Here is a 21,772-nt window from a genome sequence, read left to right as displayed (position 1 = left end):
TGCCGGCGATCTCGCCAAACCGCTAGTATCCCCTTTTCGCTCCTTCACGTCAAATTTTAGTCGCTCATGCCGTCCTTTGCCGAATGTTGCGTCCTAATTCCCTGCAGCACGATCGAAGATTTCCCCTCTCGGTTGGATCATGACGCCGCTCGGAGCCTATTGGGCACTCTGACAGCGGCCTGGCATCCTCGTCTACTCGCTCAGGCGGGGCGGCTCCCCACCTGGCATCGAGCGGACGATTTGCCTTCGCCGCCGACTCCCATCGGCAGCCTGACGGAACCGGACCAAGCGTCACAATCAGCAGAATCGGACCCCGCGACCGATGGCCCAGTCCGTTTGCTGCTGATTCCCGAGGCCAGCCTGTCAAAACTGACCGCCTCCGTTCGCGATTCTTTGCCGGCATCCGATTCCGACAATCGCAGCGTGACCGTCGATCTGGAATCACACCGTGACGTCCGAATTCGATGTCAAAGCCGCAACGACGCGCTTGCTCTCATTAATTCGTCAATCCAATCCAGTTGGTTCGGCGACTCGAGCACGCTGAAGAAGAATCCAAACGACAATTGGCCGAATCAATCCGCCTCTTTGTTGGACGATGTCCGATTGGTGACCGAAAAGGGCCGCGAAATTTCGCAAGCCGACTTTTTCGCACTCAGCTACACGTGGTGGCAGATCCAGGTGCTCACCCGCCGACTTCGCTACACCAGCAACCTCGACCAGGTCTATTTCGAAACGCGAGTCCTGGACGCCGCCGAGGCTTGGGTGCGAAACGATGCCGAAGCAACCGCCGCGGCGCTACATGATTGCTTTGACGCTCTCGCGGAAGAGCGTGACCACTACTTTGCGTCCGATCCATCGCTGATTGATTTGACGCTGCTGACTCCATCGACACTGGATCGATTTCTGGAGCTGCCCGAACCGAAAACCAGCGATACCGAAGCGATCCTGTCGACGCCTCGCAACGCGTTGGTCGACCAAGCGGTCGCCGATGCGGTTTTGAAATCAGACGACTCGGTACAGCAAGCCTTTCAATCGCGATTGGCATCCGATGCGATGTCGTGGGCCGGCGGCGGACCAGCATCCACCGTTTGCTACGATGAATTGACGATCGACCAAATGGAACGGTCGCTGCGGGAGTCGATTGAACAAGTCCAACGTGCGGTCGGTCAACCAATGGCTGTGCACGCGCGTTTGGGAGGCAGCACGACCCCGGAAATTGTCGCGGCGCTAGCCAGCCACAAACACGATGGACAATCGCAAACGCAGTGCCGCGGTTTGTTGCCGATTGATTTTCTCAACGGAACCGGATTCGGTGACGAAGCCAAAGTCATTCTTGGTGAAAGCGGTCACGAAATCGAGGCTTTGACCGCTAAACCGGTCGATGCCAACAACGAGTCCTCGTTCCTCACCCTTGGAACTCGATTGGGTGAAGCCATCGACGCGGGAGAAATCGCGACGGCTCTCTTGGTTCACTGGCCTGGCAAAGGTTGCGAGAGCTTCGACGATCTGAATCGAGCCGCAACCTGGACGCTCGCTCTTGGTCGGTTTTGGAAGATCGACGAATACTTCATCGATGGCGAACATCCCTATCACCATGGGTCTTCCGCATCGTGGAAAGATTCGCCGGCTGATCGAATGCGTGCTGGTTCCTCAGCGGCCAGGCAATCCGCGACGCAGTATGCCTCCTTGGTCCGCGGGCAATCCCAGCGTGACGCCAACGGATTGTCCATGTTGGCGAACCCACGACGCACCGATCCCACTCACGGCTTGGCCGAATCTCTTGGGCTGGACGATTGCGTCCAAGTTTCCGCGGACGCAAACATCGCCGCGAAAACACAACCGACCGAAAGCGTTCTGGTGGTCAATGGCAACAATGTCCCGACTCGTCAACGTGTGATCGTGAAAGGCAAATTGCCAACCAACGATCGTTCGATCTTCCACGCTCACGCTGACAAAGGAAACACCGACGCGGTGCTGGACGTCCCCGCATGGGGTTACCGATGGACCAGCTCCAACGCGGCCGCCAAAGCTTTGTTGACTGATCCCAACAACAGTGCCCGCCCAAACTCGGCCGAGAACGACAACCCACGGCTGATCCGCTGGGCGAAACAGCTTGGTCGATCGATGAGCCGCGGCCCTGGTCCGATTGTCGATGGCGAACGAATGAGCAACGAGTTCTTGGAGTTGTCAATCAACTCGGAACACGGCGGAATCCAAGGCGTCTACAGCGGCAAAGTCCGAGGCAACCGCTTGTCGACTCGGATTGAATTTGTGCCCGCGAAAAAGAAGGCCGAAGGCGTTGTCGCCAAATGCAATTCGGTCCAAACAAAAGAGAACAGTATCTCTCGCGGAGTTGTGGCTCTGGAAGGCACGATCGAAATGCCCGCCGACGCAAACCCCCATTCGTCGACGAGCGTTTCATCAAACACGCTGAGGTGGCAATCGGAAGTCGAATTGGTTCGCGGCAGCCGGTTGGTTCGATACCGCATTCGTTTTGAAACATTGAATGCATCATCGCCGGGATCCGGCGGAGCGGACGATTCGTTGGACTGGATCCAACATCCCGTTCTGAGAATGGCGTTTCCAGGTGCCAGCCCCGTGGTACGAGCGATCGTGCGAGAAAAGCTGCATCGAACGAGTGCTCGACGCTTCATCGCACCTCTCGGATTTGTCCACGAAGAAGACGAATGCCGAACGTTGGTCGCAACACACGGCAATAGCTTCCATCGCCGCAGTGAAGATCGTTTCCTGGAAACACTGTTGCCCCTCGCAAATGCGTCGGGTTCTCCAAGCGAAGCCACCGACGGTTTTTCGCCTTGGCACGAATTCGCTTTCGGGTTTGATGTCCCGCATTCAATCGATGCCGCCATGCAACCTTGGCGAACCCCAACGGTGTTGCAAGTTCCCAATGGGCAAATGATTCGCAAAGGTGTGCCCGCGGGATCGTGGCTGATGCATGCCTCGCCATCGACGATGCGCATTCAAGTCGTCGCGACAGGAGTGTTGGATGACGGCCGAATGGTCATGCACCTGCGAGCGATTCAGACAACCAGCAAATCCGTTCGCGGCATCGTGCGGTTCTGCCAACCAGTCGCCCTCGCTCATCCGATCTCGCCCCTTTCACGTCCGCTCGGGGAAGACCACAGCGATGCAGTCCATCCACCCACGGTGTCGATGCAATCCATCGATGCCGCATCGATCGACGGCGAAGTCAAATGCGAAGACGACCGGATCGAATGGGCGTCATCGGGTCACGGTGTGACTCACTTGTGCGTTGTGTTCGATACCACGAAGTGAGCTGATGACCGAGACGCTTTCCCCCGTCGCCGTTTTTCGAGAAGCCGCCTTGAGATCTGATTTGCTCAAGGCGGAGCAGTGGGAACGCGCCGCCAAAGAAGTCAAGCAAAACCTCGCCAGCGAAGATCGCTTGAACCCCGAGTTGGTCTGCGAAGAAATGTCCAAGGTGCTGGTTCGCGACCGAATCTTGACGCCTTACCAATCTCAACAAATCCGCGCGGGTCGAACCAAGCTGACATTGGGCAACTACGTCATCACCGAGTTCCTCGGCCAAGGCGGCATGGGGCAGGTCTTTGGTGGCGTGCACAAGATCATGGGCCGACAATGTGCAATCAAAGTTCTGCCGCTACAAAAGTCCGACCCGCTGAGTCTGGAAAGTTTTGCTCGCGAAATTCGGCTTCAGTCGAACCTCGACAGTCCCTATTTGGTGAGAGCCTTTGACGCGGGCAAGGACGGCAAGGTTCACTACTTGGTCACCGAGTATGTCCCGGGAACCGATCTGCGACGTTTGGTTCGCGAGCACGGTCGTTTGTCGATGCAACAAGCCGCCTCGATCATCGCTCAAGCCGCCGCGGGGCTGGCCTACGCCCATGAATCCGGTTTGGTCCATCGCGATGTGAAACCAGCCAACATCATGGTCACTCCCGACGGTCACGCCAAAGTATCCGACGTCGGTTTGGCGGCTTTGTCATTCGGACCGGATGATGATCCTCGGGCTGGCATGGTGGTCGGAACCGCGGACTACCTTTCGCCCGAACAGATTCGAACACCAGACCAAGTCGGACCGCCCAGCGATATTTATTCGCTCGGTTGCACGCTGTACTACGCCTGCACAGGCTCGGTGCCATTTCCCGGTGGTGATTCCAAATCAAAGTGTCGCCGACATTTGAACGAGATGCCGCTCAAGCCGACTCAGCACGCACCGGAACTCAGCGAAGCGTTTGTCGACACAATCGCGGACATGATGGAAAAGGAAGTCTCTCGGCGAATCACCACCGCTGCGGAAGTCGTGATGCGTCTGAGTCCGTGGGCGACAATGGATGCTGACACGAACGACTCGGGATCCATCCAAATCGGCGAAGGAATGCAACCGGTAGCAATCCCCGCCGCTGGCATCCCAAGTCCGGAAGACTCGTTCGGCGAATCAATGCTCGACGAAATGAGCTGGGACAATGTTGGTTCGGCCGCATCCGCCCCGGACTCATCCACGTCAAGCACCAGCTCTGTTGTCACTCCACCGCCACCTCCTCGAGACCCACCGCCGGAAAACCCCGCCTCCGCTGCTTCGCAGGCCACCGGAATATCGAGTCCAACCTGGTTGGTCAGCATCCTCGTCTTCACGGCGATCGGTTTTCTGTTCGGATACCTCACCGCTCGCGGCGTGCTGTTCTGAGAAGCAACGAACCGTCACAAGCCTTATTAGTCGCTTGAGCGATGATCGGGTTGTACATGGTCAGCGTGTCCATCATCGAAACAGCCAATGGTGACGGAAGACAAAGGCATGCAATCTGCTTGGATGCTACTTAATGAACTGCCAACGTACTTCTCTGACGATCGTGAATGCAGCCGCGATCTTTTCGGCGGCGACCTTCTACCTCGTGCTGCTCCTAGGTTGGGTGCTTCCAGCATTGAGAGCCCGACCGGGACTGCACCCGGCAACGCATTGGTATCTGATCGGGTTCCTACTGTTCCCTCCCATGGTCACCTACGCGGTGTGGCAAGCCTATCGAGAAGAGGCTAACACCTTTGCGTTGGTCATGGAATCGCTTCGCGTACGCCCAATGAGCAGGACCGACTGCATCTACGCAGTCGGCGGAATCGTCGCAGTGCTGGCTGGAACAGGTTTGATACTCGCGGCCTGGAGCATCCTAGCTCGGCTTGGTTTCTCGCCGCCGGTTGATACAGAACCCTGGTGCATCGACATGTCGCCGCTGGAAGGTGGTGACCGTTTGCTGCTTTTGCTTTGGGCACCCATGTTTGTGCTGAACATCGTCGGCGAAGAGCTGCTGTGGCGAGGCTATGTGCAGTCACGCCTCGCGATACGACACAGTTGGTTGGCGATTGGATTGCTATGGCTCGCCTTCCACATCCCATTTGGCGTTTCAACATTGATCCTCTCGTTGCCACTGATGCTGATCCTGCCCTTCATCTTCGATCGCACTCAGAACACAACCGTCGCAATCCTAATTCACTCCATGTTCAACGGCCCCGCCTTCCTAGCCGCAGCCTTTGGCCTGCTTCCCAGCTAAACCCGCGAACCCGAGCGGCCTCGGGTTGTACCGCAGACCTTCTTCGCGATGAAGTCTCGATAGATGCACATTGGAATGATGCAGCCGATTCACACCGCATCATTCAGAAGGCCCCATCCAGAGCGACCTTGGACAAATGACTACGAAGGAGCTCAAGTACTTGGCTCGATGTGGAAGCCTCGAAACCAATCGCGGACGCGATGCAGCGACATCGCCCCGGTGGGACCGTCGTGAGTGGATTGCAAAGTGCAAATTGTTCATTGCAAAACGCAAAGTGTTTCCGGTCTGGCGAACCACCTGTTCCACCGACCTGCAATTGCCAATTTGCAATGTCCATTTTGCAGTTTGCAATCGCCCCTTACCGACGGAACACTTGGGGACAACTGTTCTACTCTGACTGTCACCAGAAGATGCCCGTTTGCTGTCGTGGATGTGAAATCAGCTTCTCGGCCAAAGCGTTTGACACAACGCGTTTTGTGACCAAGTGTTTACCAAAGGACCGTGATCACTGTTCCCGCAACCGTGCGGTGAACGCTCCTCTCTCAGCTCACACGAAATTGCCCGTCGATGGCTTCCTCTTCTCCAACTCGATTTGGTTTGCTGCTTTCCATCGCGATCTTTGGACTGGGCGGCGGCTGTAGCATGTCGGAGATCACGGGCACATACAGCGATGAATCGTTTGACCGGTTGGTCGACCAAGACAATTTGGTTTTGGTTAAGTTCGGATCGTACTCGTGCGGTCCCTGCAATCGCTTGGATGAGGAACTGAACGCAATCAAAGCTGACCCTCCGCACGGTTTGGAGATCCATTCAATCAGTCTCTGCGGCAATCAAGATCTCGCTCGCAAGTTCAAGATCACTGGCATCCCACGAATGATGCTCTTTCGCGATGGCGAAAAGCTTGGCGATCACGTCGGCTTTCAAACGGAAGATCAAATTCGCAGTTGGATCGGAGCGATGAATGGCGTCGTCGGCGACGTTCACACCAATCCCTTCGCGGCAAAAACCAATTCCGAAAACGAAATGCTGCCGCACAAGTCGTAGGCTTGAGACCGGCAAGCGGTGCGTTGCCAACAACGATTCGCAGCGTCAGGCGTACGGCCCCCTCGTCTAAGCGAATATGTCGTGGACCACTTTCCCGGCGACATCGGTCAGGCGGAAATCGCGGCCAGCATGACGATACGTCAGTCGCTCATGATCGAGTCCTAACAGATGCAACATCGTGGCATGCAAATCATGCAGATGGACTTTGTTCTCGACCGCGTAGTAGCCGTACTCGTCCGTCGCACCGTACTGGATTCCGGTTTTCAATCCAGCCCCGGCCATCCACATCGTGAAACCTTCTGGGTTGTGATCGCGTCCGTCCTGTCCGGATCCCTGGCACGTCGGTGTGCGTCCGAATTCGCCGCCCCACAACACCAGCGTGTCGTCTAGCAAACCACGCGTCTTCAAGTCTTTCAGCAACCCCGCGATCGGCAAGTCGACCTCGGCCGCGTTTTGTGCATGTCCTTTGCGTAGGTTTCCATGCTGGTCCCACTGCACTTCCGTGTTGCTGTGCGTGACCTGGACAAACCGCACGCCACGTTCAGCAAATCGGCGTGCCATCAAGCACTGGCGTCCAAAGTCAGCCGTGGTTTCGTTGTCGATGCCATAGAGTTTGTGGGTCGCCTCCGTCTCGGCTTCCAAGTCCAACACCTCCGGCATTTCGGTTTGCATTCGAAATGCTAGTTCAAACGACTGGATACGAGCTTCCAGGTCGGAATCCGGCCCGGTCGTTTCCAAGAAACCTCGATTCATGGATTGAGTCAAATCCAGCTGCATACGTTGGGCATCCAGCGACAGACGAGCGTTCTCTACGTACTTCACACGGGCTTGATCAGATGATTGACTGGCGTTGCCAATCGGAGTCCCGGAAACGCTGGCGGGCAGAAACGCCGAGCCCCAATTTTTCGTCCCGCCGTGTGCCAACGTCGGACAGATGGTGATGAATCCGGGCAAGTTCTGGTTCTCGGTGCCCAAACCATACGTGACCCACGAACCCATGCTGGGACGTACGAACACATCACTGCCCGTGTGCAGCTTCATACTCGCGCCGCCATGAGCAGGGTTGGTGCCGTGCAGCGAATTGATGATGCACAAATCGTCGACACACTCTGCGACATGGGGGAACAATTCACTGACTGCGATCCCGCTCTCGCCGTATTGCTTGAACTTCCAAGGTGACGCCAACAGATTGCTGGTTGGAGCAAATTGGACACGAGGCTTTTCAAACGGCAACGGCTTGCCATCGTCCTTCTGCAACTGAGGCTTGTGGTCGAATGTGTCCATGTGCGACGGGCCACCTTTCATAAACAGAAAGATCACGCGTTTCGCCTTTGGCGGGAAATGTGGCGACGTCAAAAGCGACGCGGCACTGCCGCTGGCCCCTCGAGCCTCGTCCGCAAGCAGCGATGCCAACGCGAGCGATCCAAATCCCGCCGCGGTGTTTTGCAAGAGCCGTCGTCGTGAGAACTGCATCAGCACAGGTGGGATTGAAGGAGGCGGGACTTCATTGGATGAACGAAGTTTCTAACGGAGATAGACAAATTCGCTGGACGACACCACGGCTTGGCAAAACGCTTGCCAAGCGGAGCGTTCCGGATTGGACTCGCTGCTAAGGGAACCAACATTGTTTTCTCGCAGAATCGTCTCGAATCGTGAGAGGAACCGGACGCCGTCGGATATCTCCGCATCGCTAGCTGGCCGTCCGTAAGCTTCCAAGTACAAACGTTGAATGCGTTGCGCTGAGTCGGCGTCATCATTCAGCAAACGATCTGCCATCGCAAACGTCAGGTCAGACACCATCTCAGAGTTCATTAGGAACAATGCCTGCGGAGCGATCGTGCTGGTATTTCGATCGCCGTTCAGAACACTCGCGTCGGTGTAGTCGAACAGCTGGAACATGTCGTACAAGTGATTGCGGATCACTGGCACGTAGATCGAACGTCGATTCGAATCGTACTTTGATTTGTCTTGCGACGTGTGGTTGAACACATACTCACGATTCTTGTACTGCATGATGTTGCCGCCGGTGGTCCGGTCGAGTTGACCACTGACAGCCAACAAAGCATCGCGAATTGCTTCAGCTTCCAGCCGTCGCACGCTGAATCGCCAATACAACTGGTTGCCCGGATCCCGTTCCGCGTTGGACGCGTCAAAATCGCTGCTTTGTTGATAGGTTTGCGAAAGCACGATCATCCGGTGCATCGCCTTGATCGACCAACCTTCCTCGACAAATCGAATCGCCAACCAATCCAACAATTCTGGATGCGTTGGTGGGCTGCCCTTCAATCCAAAGTTGTCGACAGTCGGAACCAAACCTCTGCCAAAGTGGCCACGCCACAAACGGTTGACCATCACGCGGGCGGTGAGCGGATGACGCCCATCGGTCAACCACTGTGCAAACTCGAGTCGACCGCTTTGGTCGGCTGGAATCACCGGTTGATCATCGAGAGCCAAAACCTCAGGCACGCGGCGAGGAACCACGTCGCCAAGGGTCAGGTGACTGCCGCGAAGATGCACGGCGGTATCCGCAATGTCGCCATCGACAACGCCCATTGCAGTTGGCAACTCCGGCGTTTCGCCTTTCAAACGATCGAGATCTCCACGAAGTGATGTGAGCTCGGCCTGAGTTTCATCCGGGAATCGCTTCTCAATCTCATCCGGTTTGTCCGCGGCATCGGGTGCCGGGTCCAGCTTTGACTTGGCGTCCGAAATCTTCTTAGAAATCAACTCTTCTTGATCGTCGATCCTTTGTTGATGCTGCTTCAGCTCCTCCGCCTGGTCAGGTGTCTCAATCGTATTCTCATGCCATTTCGCGACCGTCTCGTAGCTGTCCATCGTTTGAGTGCTTTGAAAGATCCCGGCCAGTCCGTAGTAGTCGTGGTGACTGATTGGATCAAACTTATGCGTGTGACAGCGGGCACACCCGAGCGTGAGCCCCATCAGACTGCGACCGACGGTATCGATCTGTTCGTCGATGATGTCCATCTCCATCTTGGCTTGGTCCTTTTCCGCCAGAACCTTTGGCCCCAAAACGAGGAAGCCGGTTGCGATCAAACGCTCGTGACGAAGCTCAACGTCGCTGCCCGAGTCCAGCAGATCACCCGCCAATTGCTCGACGACGAATTCGTCGTAGGGTTTGTCATCGTTCAGTGATCGCACGACGTAGTCACGGTAACGCCACGCATTGCCATGGACCACGTTTTCATCCAGCCCGTTCGAATCGGCATAGCGAGCGACGTCCAACCAATGGCGCGCCCAACGTTCACCGTAGTGAGGCGAAGCGAGCAAGCGATCGACCACTTTCGCGAATGCGTTGCCTGAATGATCGGACAGAAAGGCATTGATCTCCTCAGGTGTTGGCGGTAAACCGGTCAAGTCAAACGTGACTCGGCGGAGAAGTGTCCGTTTGTCGGCAGGCGGGTTGGGACCCAGGCCTTCGGCATGCAATTTGGTCAGTACAAATGCATCGATCGGGTTTGGAACATCCATCGATGCGTCACCGATCGGCGGAGTCGCTTTCACAGGCGGCTGGAACGCCCAGTGCTTGCGACCTTCTTCCAAGTCCACCTCGTTCCGCGGAACAATTGGTCCGACCGTGTTTGCGTCGGGATGGGGTGCTCCCATCTCAACCCACCGGATAACGTCCGCAATTTGAGTGTCTGACAACTTCTCGTCCGGCGGCATCTTCAGATCGTTATCGTGATAGCGGACGGCAGTGACCAACAAGCTGCTCGCCGGCTTGCCCGGAATGACGGATGCCCCCGCCAATCCACCGGTCAGCATTCCCGCCAACGTGTCAACGCGAAGTTCGGATTCCTGCGAGTCCTCACCATGGCACTCGTAGCAGTGGTCGATCAGCAAGGGGCGAATCTTGGATTCAAAGAAATCCAGCGATTCCGCTGTGGGCTCTGCTGCGCCGAGTTGTTCAAGCTCATCGTCCGCCTGAGCAGCAACGGAACCGACCACTATTACCAGCACGGCCGTCAAAATTGCGATGTGCGAGATCAGGCCAATGGTCGATACGCCGCGATGCGATTTCCCACCGGCTAGAGAGATCAAAGACGAAGTTCGCGAGTGAATCGGATGCATTGGCCGTCTCCTAGAACTTGGCGTCTCTGGCATGATCGGCCCCTGAATTTTCCGATTCGAACTGGTCCCACATTACGAAGGTCCCCAATCCCGCTTCGTCGATATCATTCCGACTGTCAATCCGCTCGCATGCAACCACAAACGTAATCAGAACCGGATGACTCATCGCACTCATCACCGCACCGAACGTTTGAATGAACATCCCGATTTGGACGCGGAGTTATCCTAATATAGATCCGGCGGTCAAACCAATCGGATGCCGTCTTTCTCGATCGTGATAACCTTTTGCTTGTACAGGCCACCGATCGCCTTTTTGAATTGCTTTTTGCTCATGCCAAACAAATCCGAAATCTGTTCCGATGGCGACTTATCGTGAACGGGTGCAAATCCGCCGTGGTCTCGCAGATGATCTTCGATGATCTGGCTGTAGTGATCACGAATTTGCTGGCCACTCTTGAGGCTCAGATCGATCTTGCCATCAACGCGGACGTGTTTGACATATCCTTGGATGGTTTGGCCGAAACTGATTCGCTCGTCCACGTCGTCATTGTAAAGCAATCCCCAGTGGCTCTGGTCGATGATCGCCTTGTATCCCATTTCGGTGCTATTCGCGATGATCAGCTCAACCGCTTGCTGCGCGTAGAAACCGTGTTCAGGATCGTTGCTCACGTACTTGTCGATCTTGGACGTGGCCGTGATTCGATCTTGTTTGTCCAGGTACAGAAAGACGATGTAGGACTTTCCCACAACCATTGGCCGATGTTGCTCTGCAAACGGCACCAGCACGTCTTTGTCCAATGCCCAGTCCAAGAACGCGCCCACCGGTGTGTTTTCTTTGACTTCCAAATACGCGAACTCGCCAACCTCGGCTTTGGGAACTTGCGTGGTCGCGATGGGGCGGTCGTCGGAGTCGGTGTAGAGAAAGACTTCGACAATGTCGCCGGGGCTCAAGCCTTCCGGGGTGTGCTTTTTGGGCAGTAAAATCTCGCCCAAGTCTCCAGCATCCAGAAACACGCCAAAGTCGGTCTGCTTGACGACTTCTAGATCATACGTGCCGCCGATTTCGATCATCATGTTTGGTGTTCCAGCAAATCAATCAGCTGCAGCTTTGTCGATCGACCACGATCCCGTCCGCCGGGGACCGAAATCACTTCGAGTTTTTACGTTTCTTCAGCGGAGGATTGCTGTGAAGGATCTCGCCCGAGTCAGCGACCTTCAGGTAATAGGACGCACCGATGTGGATCCGTTTTGAGAGAGAAAACTCTCCAATGGGTTCCAGCTCTTCCCAAATATTGACCCGGTAGTTGCCGTTGTGATGCCGACACACTTCCACGCGGTGCAGTCGCGGAGGCCTCCCGATTTTCTCAAGTATCTGCGACTTAATCGTCGCCGAGTGGTCGGCAAGCGACTCCGGCTCATCTTTCTTCGGGGCTGGTTGATCGACTTTTGCCATGGTTTCCTCGGCCACTTGCGGTTGATTGAACCTGAACTGTATCCGAACCGCCGCCGATTCGATACGAGGCCGAAAATTGTTGAAACGCCTGACCCAGCCCAGATTCACCGTCTTGCTTCACTTGAAAAGCACACCAGCCACAACCTCTTTGCCCTCGTCGGCCGTGTAGCAAACAACCGTTTCGTTCTCGCCACGTTGTTCCTTCGTGAAAAGCAGGTTCCCGGCAACGGCAAACAATGACCATCCAGCCCCCACGAAAACCTTCCAAACCAATTCAAGTTTCTTTGATTACCAATGCGTCACAATCGCCGGTCCGTTTTGCTGGCTCACTCCGCCAGGACCTCGAAACTGAGGCCACTGCGGGTTGGCAAGCCACTCATCAACTGGCGTATCCGATCGATCAGTCAACATTGATTCTTCCGCGGTGGGTTCCCATCGCCAATGCAAATCCAAACCAGCATTGTGTTTCGTCGCCGTTTGTTCAGGCGACTCGCCAACTACTGAGTCGTTGGGATCAGATGGAACTTCATTCATGACCGTTCTATTGCTCGCCCGCGGAACGAATGACGATTCGCTGGGGCTTCGTCAGGACCTTAAATCCAGGCTGGCTCCCAGCCCTTGCGATAGGGTTTGGTAGTCCATCGCTGCGCTTCGGCGTGATTTTTGATTTGCATAGATTCGGCATCCCAGTGCAGTTCTTGCCCGGGGAATCGAATTCCGATGGTTCCTAGCAAGACCGCCTCGGTCAGCGGCCCGGCATAATCAAAATGAGAAGTCGTTTCCGCTGCACCGCGACAAGCATCCGCCCACTGGGTGTAGTGATTTACGGACGGAACAACCGGTAGGTCTTCAACCAATGTTTGATCCGCACGATAGAGCTTCGGCATCGCAACATGAGGGATCACCAGGGACCCCGTTTCGCCAATGAGAACCGATCCCGCACCGGGCAACTTCGCATCGACGGGAATATGTGCCAGTCGTTCGCGTGGCGGCGATACACCCACCGCGTCGTACCAAGTGACCGGCAATGTCGAACCAGCGGTGTACTTCGTTCCGGGGAACTCGTACCGCACGGTTGCCCGATCCGTCCAGGTTTCTGGCATCAATTCAGGTGCTTCGGCCGTCAGTTTGGTTGGCGATGCGATTTGCAACGCTTTGAAGACCGGATCCATGATGTGGCACCCAAAGTCACCCAACTGCCCCGTGCCATAAGCCTGCCAGCCACGCCAATTGAATGGGTGATACATCCCGATCTTGTACGGTCGCTCCACCGCGACGCCCTGCCACAAATCCCAACGCACATGAGAAGGAATCGGATCATTGCCGCTCGGGCGAGGAATGTTTCGCGGCCAGGAAGGCTGGCCGCCCTGCCACGAGTGCACTTCTCGGACTTTCCCAATCATGCCTTCATGAATCAGCTGCACTGCCGTTCGATAAGCGGAGTGCGATTGAATTTGATTGCACATTTGGGTGACCACACCGTGCTTCTTTGCCGCCTTCCGCATTTGGCGGGCTTCCAGAACCGTGTGAGTTAGCGGTTTTTGGCAGAAGACATGCTTGCCCAATTGCATCGCGGGCAGAGATACAGGTGCGTGCATGAAATCTGGCGTGGAAACCAACACACCCTGCACATCGCCGCTTTCGTCCAGCAACTTCCGCCAATCATCGTATTGACGGGCGGACGAGAACTTTTCGGCAGCCTGCCCCAAGTGTTTCGCCGAGCTATCGATGTCACACAGCCCCACCACGTCGACATGCGGGCTCGCCGCGACGCCAAGCAAGTCGCTCCAGCCCTTGCCGCCAGTTCCAACACTCGCGATTTGCAAACGTTCGTTCGCGCCGTAGACACGAGAGTACTGCGTCGCGGAGAGCGTGATCGCGGTTCCAGCGATCGCGGTGGACTTTAAAAAGGAACGTCGATCCTTGGGAGGGCGCATGGCGGGTCTCGTTTCGAGGCGAGGGAGGGAAGGTGAGGCGGGCAACCGCGAAGCGATTGGGCCTGCATCATACCGGATCCTTCACCATCACGAGTGAATCGCAAGTTGTTGCCATGCGAGCGTTAGCAACCAGAATTCATTCGAAGAGCACGTCCGTCTACCAGGCATTGCCAGTGGCATAAGAATGCTGCATGCCTACGAAAAAAAGCCGGCAAGGTGAATTCACCTCGCCGGCTTCAATGATGTGATCAGCTAGCAGTGGGACGATGACTGAATTAGCGGTTCAGTTCGATCCCGAATGTTCCGCCTACTGCCAAGAAGTTTTGGTCAGACGGTCCGATCATGGTGCCCGCGTCGCTTTCGTGTCCAGCTCGTCCAAGCCCCTTGGCCAGGTCGAAGATTTGGAAACCACCTCGGACGTGAATCATGTTGGTCAACTGGTAGCCCAGTTCTGCTCGAGCGTCGTATCCGATGAAGAATCGCTCATCGCGATAGTGCTCCAGTTTGTTCTGAGTCCGGTAGAACGATGTGACTTCCGAGTCAGCACCGAAGCCGTCATAGAACGTGTTCTCTGACATGGCGTACCGCGTTGCGTGCTGCAGGTTCACGCCGCTGAAGGCACGGAACTCAAGCGAGTAGCGGAAACGATTCACGAACTTGAAGTATCGGAAACCGAGTTGCAGCGTGTACATCTCGTTTTCAACTTCGGAAAGGTCCTGATCCAAACGTTCGTACGCATCAGGGCTGATACCAAGGTCGACGAAGTATGGGTTCTGCGTCAGTTCCGTCGTGCCCGGCAGAATGTCAGCACCGTCTTCACGAGTCCGCGAGTAGGTGTTTGTCACCGCTCGGTCGTCCAATGTGACGAACTTCACACCGACCATGGGCTCGAGAATCCCACCGTAGTGATAGGGTTCCATTCGCCACGTCTTGTTGATTTCGTAGGTATCGTACTCGACGGAGGTGGTTGAACGACCAATATCGTAGAACCGAGTATCGAAGCCGAAGTTGTTGTTGTCATCAGTCAGAACATTCTGACCGAATCGCCCCCCCGGAAACTCGGGCTCACCATCCAACTGGCTCACGTTGAGGCGGTTGATCCGTTCGATGCGAGTGAATTCACCCGCACCGATGTCCAGATCCGACCAACCAAACAACCAACCCGTTTCTTTTTGGGGCCTCATGTACCCGAATTCGTAACGGTGTCCGTCACCGAAGTCGAGCTGGTATTCGCCACTGTCGCCGCCGAGCGTTGTCGCTTCACCTTCAGGGCGTTTGCCCCACATGTGCAGCTTGTCGTAGGTTCCGAACCAACCCGTGTGAGCCCGTTTCTTTGGTTTCGTGTCCACGATGTCAGCATCGTAGATCGGCTCGAACCATTGAAAGTCTGGGTCAAACGCGAAGGGGTCCGCCAAAGCATGCTCCTGGGCAGACACCGAAGCGCCACCAGCAAATACCGCCAGGGCTGCCAATAGTTTTGCAGTCAGCTTCCGTACCGACATCGTTGTTCCACCGTCATGCTAGGAGTTGCCGTCACGTTCAATTGAGAACTTGCTCAATCAACGTCACTGCTGATCACTGTTAAGTCCCGCCGCCGCCCCACTTTCTGAGCAAACCGCATTGGGTTGTGCCGGTAGTATCGGTTCGTCTGATCGAAAAGGCTTAGCCAGATTGCAGGTCAAAACGGTAAATCCTTCAAAAACTGATCCACCGCACCTTTCGTTTCGAGAGGATTCACTCGCCTAATCAGCGCATCTTTCCATCTCGGCTGCGGATGTTTGACCTCGATCGGCTCACAAGAGTGCGTGCAGGCCAAGCGATTCCGCTATCTAGCGGAATCACGCGATCAATCGCCTACGAATTGATCTTGTTGCCAGAAGGCTCCGATCGGCACAATCCGGCCATGCCGACGTCCCCTTCCCAATCGCACTCCTCGGCCGATGCGCCGAACCCATTCTCGATTGCTTTGCCTCCCGCCAGCGGAGCCAAGCAAAGGTTCGTGCACGCTCTGCAGTTCCTCGGAATCGCGGCGGCAATCACGACGATCTGGTTGTTGGTCACCGTCTACGGCAAACAGTACCTGCTGAACAAGCTCGTCCAAGAACTTCCGACTCTTAACGCTACCGATAAGAGCGGCCGACTGATTCAGATCGCTGGCTTCGGAATTGATGCGATTGAACCGCTGTCGGCAAACCTGATCGATGACGAGGACGCGGTTTCTGAAGTCGCCTTTGGACTTCTCAACCAACTACAAAACGATTGGACGACGCTTTCGCCGGAGATGGCCGCCCGCTCACATCAACGACTGATCGATGGCGTGCGCAACAACATCGCTAACAAGCCTTCCACTGAATGGACGGCGAGACAGACCGCTCGCACCCGATCGCTGCTCCGACAAACCATGCTCGAATTCGCGGGCACCGAGACGCTCGGCGATGCGGAATTAACCGAAGAACTTCGTCAATTGATCGCTGGTGTGTCGCAAAGCTCTCGCGATACGTTGGCCCAACTGGACCAGCCGGTACGAACCCTGGCCAAAGCCCCGTTGGCGAAGGAAGCTCCCGATCAATTGCCCAAGGCGGACACCGATTCGATGTGGACCGATTGGCCTCCATCGCGTCCCGTTGCAATCATTCGCTCGGGGACATCGGAATCACAGTCGATCCAAGTTCGAGAGACAGCCACGCGTTTGCAGTCCGCTGGTTCGTCGGAATCAGGCGATGGAAAACTGGAATCTGTCCCCGATGGTGTCACCGTTCCATTGACGACGGTTCCAACCTCGTCTGAGGAATCCTTGGTCCACCGAGTTCCTGAACTGCCACGCCTGGCAAAATCCGCTGAAGAGCGAGTCATCCGCGTCAACGCGGAGCTGACCGGATCTCCATTCACCGCGATGGACGACGAAACCATCTTGCGGCACTTGGGCAACCCCGATGGATCGCTGGCCGAACAAGCTCGCGCCGAATTGATCGAACGCGGCTTTTCAAACGTGCAACTTGAGTTCGGAACAGCGATCGCAATCGCCCAACCCAAGGACCGGATCACGCTAATTGACTCGATGTTGAAATCAGGAGGTCTGAACGCCTGGCCTTGGTTGTCGATGTTGCTCGACGATCCAGATCGTCAGGTTCGAATGCACGTGATCTCGATCTTGGCCCCATCGAAAAACCGAACCGTCAAACAGCGTTTGCAAGAACGCCTGAAAGCCGAATCGGATTTAATCGTGGAAACGAAGCTCCGCAAAGTCCTCGAACTCCGCTAGCCGGAAGCAGCGGAATCGCTCCGAGCTGAACTCACTTCGTCAAAGCGTCTCGGATGTAAGCCGGACGATTGGTGGTGATGCTGACGAAATCGAGATTGACCAACTGCCTAGCCACCTCGGCATCGTCGATTGTCCAACCATGCATGTCGCAGCCGATGCCACGAACGGCCTCACAGAACGCTTCATTGAGAACCGGGCCGACCAGCCCATCTTTGACCTGCGTCCCAAACCCGGATGCGTTCGTTGACTTCAATTGCTCGGTCACTGTGCTGAGACTCGGCTTCCAGCCTCCCGTCAGTTGCTTCTTGTACGACGACAACCAGTTCGCTTCGTAGGGCATCATCGCACGAGCTTGGCGAACGACATCATCGTTGAAGCAGATGATCGTGATTTGCTCGGGCTTGAGCGAGCATTCTTCCAATTGTTGCTTCAAAATTGGCAAGATCTCGGGGCCACATTTAATTTCGATGAAGATTCCCTTCCCATCGGGGACTGTGGCCATGACTTCCTTCAAAGTAGGGATGCGTTCGCCGGCGTAACGTTCGTGCTTCCAGGCTCCAACATCCAATTTGCGAAGCTGTTCCAGGGTGGCCTCAGACACCTTCAGGGAAGGCGATTCCGGTGCGGTACGGGCCGTCGTCTTGTCATGCAAGCAGACGATCTCACCGTCGGCCGATAGATAGAAGTCGCCTTCAATCGCATCGGCGTTCTCTTCCCAAGCCAAATTGAACGCGGACAACGTATTTTCCGGTGCGGTATAGGACGCACCGCGGTGAGCCACGATCATCGGCACCGGTTTGGTTTTCGGCGTGTTCTCGTTGCCGCGAACGTTTTGCAGCGAGCTCAAACCGAGGCATGCAACAAAAGAAAACGCTGCCGCGAAACGAGCCGCGGCGGCGAAGAAAGTCGAGTCAATCGATGTCATCTTGAATCAGTCCCACCACCATTGGCCGGGTGCCAATTGATCTGGCCCCGAGGAATGTTTGACCTGCACGTGCTGGCCTTCGGTGTCGATTGTGACGTGGTCCTTCTTCAGTGCAATCCGTGGCTGGACGTTCACGCCGCCACCCAAAGGAGTCATCAAAGTGTTGCCTCGCCAGATCGCATTGACGGCTGTTTCGACCTTCTCGGGCGCTGTGTAAGTCTGGACGCTGACCTTGCCTTCGTCGCCCAAAACTGGCATCGACCAGTTGGCTTGTCCGTAGAAGTCTTGCTCGTGAATGTAAGCCGCGGCAATCGACAGATCGATCAATTGACGCAACTCGGCGTACACGCGAACGCGGTCTGCGATTTGGTTGTACTTCTCGGTGAACTCTTTCGTGAACGCTTGGCTGGCGCGATTCACACGACCGGTTCCAACTCGGGCACCGTCGCCTTGAACGCGTTCATTGGCACCGACCAACTGAACACCACGTTCGTTGATTCGCATCGCCAAGTTGTCTTCGCTGACAGAAACACCGTCATAGTTGGGCTGAAAGTACCAACGTTCCATCGAGTTCGCCGAAACGCTGACGGGGTTGGTGCGAGAAACATAGCTGCGGACCGGAACAGGCAGTTGCTCCAAACCGATGCCAAGCAACTTCATTCGGTAGTCGGCCTCGACCAACACGCGAGCGAAGTGGCTGGCGGCCGGGATGCCCTCAATGGTGACCGTTTGCAGCCCCAAGTTCTGCTTCAGACCACGAACGAGTTGCTGTGTGTCGCCGCGGCCGGCACGTCCACCGACTCGCACGAGGAACTGCTGCATTCGCTGCAGGCCTTCTGGTGTTGGATCGATCGAAACCGAAATCACGCGAGCCGGTTTGCCTTGCGGCGGGAAAGCTCGAAGAGCAACGACGACGTCTTCCAACAGAACGCTTGGACGTCCTGACTGCATTCCGACAAAGCGGTCAGTTGCGTCGGCAACATAACCTTCGGCTGGGCCAGCCAAAACGATGTCGTTGGAATCGGGGTAGAAGAATACGTACTGGACGGAGGTCAGCCCGGCCATGGCGAGCATCTCATCGGGAAGCGGACGATCCGCTTCGACATATTCGGAAATAGCTGCTTCCAGTCGGTTCAGCGAGACCTTTCGCAGCTTGCTGGTTTCCATGGATTCGCCAGGAGCCGCATTGGCTCGCGACTGCATCCAACGCTGGCGAGCCAAACGCGGATCAATCGTGCGAATTTTCAAGACGCCCGCAGCATCGACGTCCACACCAGCAGGCTGGTCACCGAAATTGTTGGTGACATCACCACCGCCACCGCCACCGCCGCCGCCACCGTCTTGGCCGACTTGGCCGACTTGGCCGAAGCTGGAGGGAACCAACGCAATCGCCATGAACGCTGCGAACGCGAAACTGGCCAAGGTGCGAATTCGAGAATGGCGATCGATCAGTCGCATCGGTGGATTCTTTTACAGAGAAGAACGTCGAGGGTGAGAATGAGGGCCGACGTCGATCGGATTCCGACCGGCAGCCAAAGGTCAGTCTAATAACGCCCGCCGAAAACCTCAACGAAATTCCTGAGGAGCTTTTCCCTGGGTTCGGACGACGACCTCGCCGCACCCAATTCCGCCGAATGGGGGATTAGCCGGAGATCAACAGCTGTCGGCCGGAGCTGGAGTCTTCTCTGACCGCCGCCAAGCCGACGCGCACTGCCCTCGAGCTACGCCGACAATCGAGATTAAACCGGTTGGAGCGATTGGAGTGCCTTCAACCTGAAGTGTATGGAGCCAAACGGGGCGTACAAACAGCGTCCAGGCCTTTTCGCCGTGCCCCAGTCATTTACACTGCTGGCCCACGTGAACCGCTGCGGCACGCTCGGATCGCCGCAACCCGGGTCGTCACGTCCCCGTCTAACACACGAACAAAAGTACAGCTATGAGTGGTGATTGTGATTTCGGCCTGATTGGTTTGGCCGTCATGGGCGAAAATCTGGCCTTGAACGTCGAAAGCCGCGGCTACAAAGTCGCCGTCTACAACCGCACCACGTCCAAAGTTGACGCTTTGATGGAAGGCCGTGCGAAGGGCAAAAACTTCGTCGGCTGTCACTCGATCGAAGAATTCGTCAAATCAGTCAAACGACCTCGCAAATTGATGATGTTGGTCAAAGCAGGCCCCGCCGTCGATGCCTTGATCGAGCAATTGCTGCCTCATTGCGAACCCGGCGACATCATCATCGACGGTGGCAACGAGTACTACGTTCACACCGAACGCCGCACCAAGCAAGTCGAAGAAGCCGGAATGCTCTACGTCGGTTGCGGCGTCAGCGGTGGAGAAGAAGGTGCCCTCAAAGGCCCATCATTAATGCCCGGCGGAAGTGCCGAAGCATGGCCTCACATCAAAGAGATGTTCCAGTCGATCGCAGCCAAGGTCGGCCCCAACAACGACATTCCTTGCTGCGAATGGCTCGGTGCCGGCGGTGCGGGCAACTATGTCAAAATGGTTCACAACGGCATCGAGTACGGCGATATGCAGTTGATCTGCGAAGCCTACCAATTGCTCAAAGAACTCGGCGGTTTGTCCAACGACGAACTGTACGACGTCTTCGACGAATGGAACCGCGGTGACCTGCAAAGCTACCTGATCGAAATTTCTCGCGACATTTTCAGCGTCAAAGACGACCAAGGTGGCGACGGGTACCTCGTCGACAAGATCATGGACGTTGCCGGTGCGAAGGGCACAGGCAAATGGATGAGCCAATTGGCTCTCGACCTCGGCGTCCCAAGCACCCTGGTCACAACCGCCGTGTTCGCTCGCGGGTTGTCGGCACAAAAGGAAGCACGAACTCGGGCCAGCAAGACGCTCAACGGTCCAGCTGAATCATCCAACCCAGAAATGCGAGCGATCGCTCAATCGTTGGTCGGTGACCGCGCTGAGTTCGTCGAAGCAGTTCGCCAAGCACTCTACGCTTCCAAGATTGTTTCGTACGCCCAAGGCTTCGTTCAATTGCAAGCCGCATCGGCCGAGCACAACTGGGGCTTGGACTACGGTGCCGCTGCATTGCTGTGGCGAGGTGGCTGCATCATCCGTGCTCAGTTCCTGGATCGCATCAAAGAAGCCTTTGACGCTGATCCAAATCTGGAGAATTTGCTTCTCGCGAAGTACTTCGAAGACGCGGTCGAAAACGCACAAGAAAAATGGCGAAAGGTTGTCGCCGTCGCTTCGATCATGGGCATTCCAGTTCCCGCGTTCAGCACCGCGTTGTGCTACTACGACGGATATCGCATGGAACGTTTGCCAGCCAACATGCTGCAAGCCCAACGCGATTACTTCGGTGCGCACACCTACCAACGCTTGGACAAAGAAGGCACCTTCCACAGCGAGTGGATTCAACTTCGCAAAGAGCCCAAAGCCTAATTTGCAGTTGGCAACACACGACTGACCTGATGGTTGGTCATGCACAAAAAGGTCGGCAAACGCCGGCCTTTTTTCGTGTCATGAATGCAACCTTTGATCAC

At 55.9% G+C, this 21,772-nt stretch carries 15 protein-coding genes; 6 read left to right on the top strand and 9 right to left on the bottom strand.

Features of this window, described 5'->3' with window-relative positions; translation table 11 throughout:
- Positions 1-240 precede the first annotated feature (240 nt).
- The 4 genes from RE6C_RS09255 to RE6C_RS09235 all read left to right on the top strand — a co-directional run bounded on the left by RE6C_RS09255 (position 241) and on the right by RE6C_RS09235 (position 6,590).
- Complete coding sequence (locus RE6C_RS09255) at positions 241-3,297, top strand: hypothetical protein (RefSeq protein WP_008655906.1); 3,057 nt, start codon at positions 241-243, stop codon at positions 3,295-3,297.
- A gap of 4 nt (positions 3,298-3,301) precedes the next feature.
- Positions 3,302-4,690: a serine/threonine protein kinase gene (locus RE6C_RS09250; protein ID WP_008655897.1), complete on the top strand. Its 1,389-nt coding sequence runs from the start codon at positions 3,302-3,304 to the stop codon at positions 4,688-4,690.
- Between the two features lie 133 nt (positions 4,691-4,823).
- On the top strand, positions 4,824-5,546 hold the full coding sequence (locus tag RE6C_RS09245) for a CPBP family intramembrane glutamic endopeptidase (protein ID WP_008655895.1): 723 nt from the start codon (positions 4,824-4,826) through the stop codon (positions 5,544-5,546).
- Between the two features lie 567 nt (positions 5,547-6,113).
- Entirely contained in the window at positions 6,114-6,590 is a 477-nt protein-coding gene (locus RE6C_RS09235; protein WP_008655892.1) for a thioredoxin family protein, read from the top strand.
- Between the two features lie 66 nt (positions 6,591-6,656).
- Here the strand turns inward: RE6C_RS09235 and RE6C_RS09230 are convergent, their stop codons facing one another.
- From RE6C_RS09230 to RE6C_RS09195, 7 genes are all read right to left on the bottom strand, one after another.
- Positions 6,657-8,063, bottom strand: coding sequence for a DUF1501 domain-containing protein (locus RE6C_RS09230; RefSeq protein ID WP_039961652.1), 1,407 nt, complete (start codon positions 8,061-8,063; stop codon positions 6,657-6,659).
- A gap of 51 nt (positions 8,064-8,114) precedes the next feature.
- Positions 8,115-10,679 (bottom strand): DUF1553 domain-containing protein, encoded by a 2,565-nt coding sequence (locus tag RE6C_RS09225; protein ID WP_008655887.1) that lies wholly within the window; start codon positions 10,677-10,679, stop codon positions 8,115-8,117.
- A gap of 243 nt (positions 10,680-10,922) precedes the next feature.
- Positions 10,923-11,753 (bottom strand): CvfB family protein, encoded by an 831-nt coding sequence (locus tag RE6C_RS09215; RefSeq protein ID WP_008655883.1) that lies wholly within the window; start codon positions 11,751-11,753, stop codon positions 10,923-10,925.
- 73 nt (positions 11,754-11,826) lie between these two features.
- The gene (locus tag RE6C_RS09210; RefSeq protein WP_236618060.1) at positions 11,827-12,132 is read right to left on the bottom strand and encodes a hypothetical protein; all 306 of its coding nucleotides are present in this window, start codon (positions 12,130-12,132) and stop codon (positions 11,827-11,829) included.
- Positions 12,133-12,420: 288 nt separating this feature from the next.
- On the bottom strand, positions 12,421-12,666 hold the full coding sequence (locus RE6C_RS32795; RefSeq protein ID WP_008655877.1) for a hypothetical protein: 246 nt from the start codon (positions 12,664-12,666) through the stop codon (positions 12,421-12,423).
- 59 nt (positions 12,667-12,725) lie between these two features.
- On the bottom strand, positions 12,726-14,069 hold the full coding sequence (locus RE6C_RS09200) for a Gfo/Idh/MocA family protein (protein WP_008655876.1): 1,344 nt from the start codon (positions 14,067-14,069) through the stop codon (positions 12,726-12,728).
- Positions 14,070-14,344: 275 nt separating this feature from the next.
- Positions 14,345-15,571, bottom strand: a complete 1,227-nt coding sequence (locus RE6C_RS09195; protein WP_039961649.1) for a hypothetical protein — start codon at positions 15,569-15,571, stop codon at positions 14,345-14,347.
- A 299-nt stretch (positions 15,572-15,870) separates the two neighbouring features.
- On the opposite strand from RE6C_RS09195, the gene RE6C_RS09190 reads away from it, so the two are divergent.
- Entirely contained in the window at positions 15,871-17,331 is a 1,461-nt protein-coding gene (locus tag RE6C_RS09190) for a hypothetical protein (RefSeq protein WP_236618059.1), read from the top strand.
- 31 nt (positions 17,332-17,362) lie between these two features.
- Here the strand turns inward: RE6C_RS09190 and RE6C_RS09185 are convergent, their stop codons facing one another.
- Positions 17,363-18,256, bottom strand: coding sequence for a glycerophosphodiester phosphodiesterase (locus tag RE6C_RS09185; RefSeq protein ID WP_008655873.1), 894 nt, complete (start codon positions 18,254-18,256; stop codon positions 17,363-17,365).
- 6 nt (positions 18,257-18,262) lie between these two features.
- Positions 18,263-19,714 carry a DUF1598 domain-containing protein gene (locus tag RE6C_RS09180; protein ID WP_008655871.1) on the bottom strand — a complete coding sequence of 484 codons (1,452 nt, stop codon included), beginning with the start codon at positions 19,712-19,714 and terminating at the stop codon, positions 18,263-18,265.
- A 478-nt stretch (positions 19,715-20,192) separates the two neighbouring features.
- On the opposite strand from RE6C_RS09180, the gene gnd reads away from it, so the two are divergent.
- Positions 20,193-21,671, top strand: coding sequence for a decarboxylating NADP(+)-dependent phosphogluconate dehydrogenase (gene gnd / locus RE6C_RS09175; protein WP_008655870.1), 1,479 nt, complete (start codon positions 20,193-20,195; stop codon positions 21,669-21,671).
- Positions 21,672-21,772: the final 101 nt, after the last annotated feature.

This window comes from Rhodopirellula europaea 6C (assembly GCF_000338295.1).
Classification (GTDB): Bacteria; Planctomycetota; Planctomycetia; order Pirellulales; family Pirellulaceae; genus Rhodopirellula; species Rhodopirellula europaea.
This window is presented reverse-complemented; position numbering and strand designations above follow the sequence as displayed.

What these genes read in the sequence shown, in the direction of transcription:
- RE6C_RS09250 (WP_008655897.1), top strand. Translation starts at nt 3,302, where the DNA reads ATGACCGAGACGCTTTCCCCCGTCGCCGTTTTTCGAGAAGCCGCCTTG.
- RE6C_RS09245 (WP_008655895.1), top strand. Translation starts at nt 4,824, where the DNA reads ATGAACTGCCAACGTACTTCTCTGACGATCGTGAATGCAGCCGCGATC.
- RE6C_RS09235 (WP_008655892.1), top strand. Translation starts at nt 6,114, where the DNA reads ATGGCTTCCTCTTCTCCAACTCGATTTGGTTTGCTGCTTTCCATCGCG.
- RE6C_RS09230 (WP_039961652.1), bottom strand. Translation starts at nt 8,063, where the DNA reads ATGCAGTTCTCACGACGACGGCTCTTGCAAAACACCGCGGCGGGATTT.
- RE6C_RS09225 (WP_008655887.1), bottom strand. Translation starts at nt 10,679, where the DNA reads ATGCATCCGATTCACTCGCGAACTTCGTCTTTGATCTCTCTAGCCGGT.
- RE6C_RS09215 (WP_008655883.1), bottom strand. Translation starts at nt 11,753, where the DNA reads ATGATGATCGAAATCGGCGGCACGTATGATCTAGAAGTCGTCAAGCAG.
- RE6C_RS09210 (WP_236618060.1), bottom strand. Translation starts at nt 12,132, where the DNA reads ATGGCAAAAGTCGATCAACCAGCCCCGAAGAAAGATGAGCCGGAGTCG.
- RE6C_RS32795 (WP_008655877.1), bottom strand. Translation starts at nt 12,666, where the DNA reads ATGAATGAAGTTCCATCTGATCCCAACGACTCAGTAGTTGGCGAGTCG.
- RE6C_RS09200 (WP_008655876.1), bottom strand. Translation starts at nt 14,069, where the DNA reads ATGCGCCCTCCCAAGGATCGACGTTCCTTTTTAAAGTCCACCGCGATC.
- RE6C_RS09195 (WP_039961649.1), bottom strand. Translation starts at nt 15,571, where the DNA reads ATGTCGGTACGGAAGCTGACTGCAAAACTATTGGCAGCCCTGGCGGTA.
- RE6C_RS09185 (WP_008655873.1), bottom strand. Translation starts at nt 18,256, where the DNA reads ATGACATCGATTGACTCGACTTTCTTCGCCGCCGCGGCTCGTTTCGCG.
- RE6C_RS09180 (WP_008655871.1), bottom strand. Translation starts at nt 19,714, where the DNA reads ATGCGACTGATCGATCGCCATTCTCGAATTCGCACCTTGGCCAGTTTC.
- gnd (WP_008655870.1), top strand. Translation starts at nt 20,193, where the DNA reads ATGAGTGGTGATTGTGATTTCGGCCTGATTGGTTTGGCCGTCATGGGC.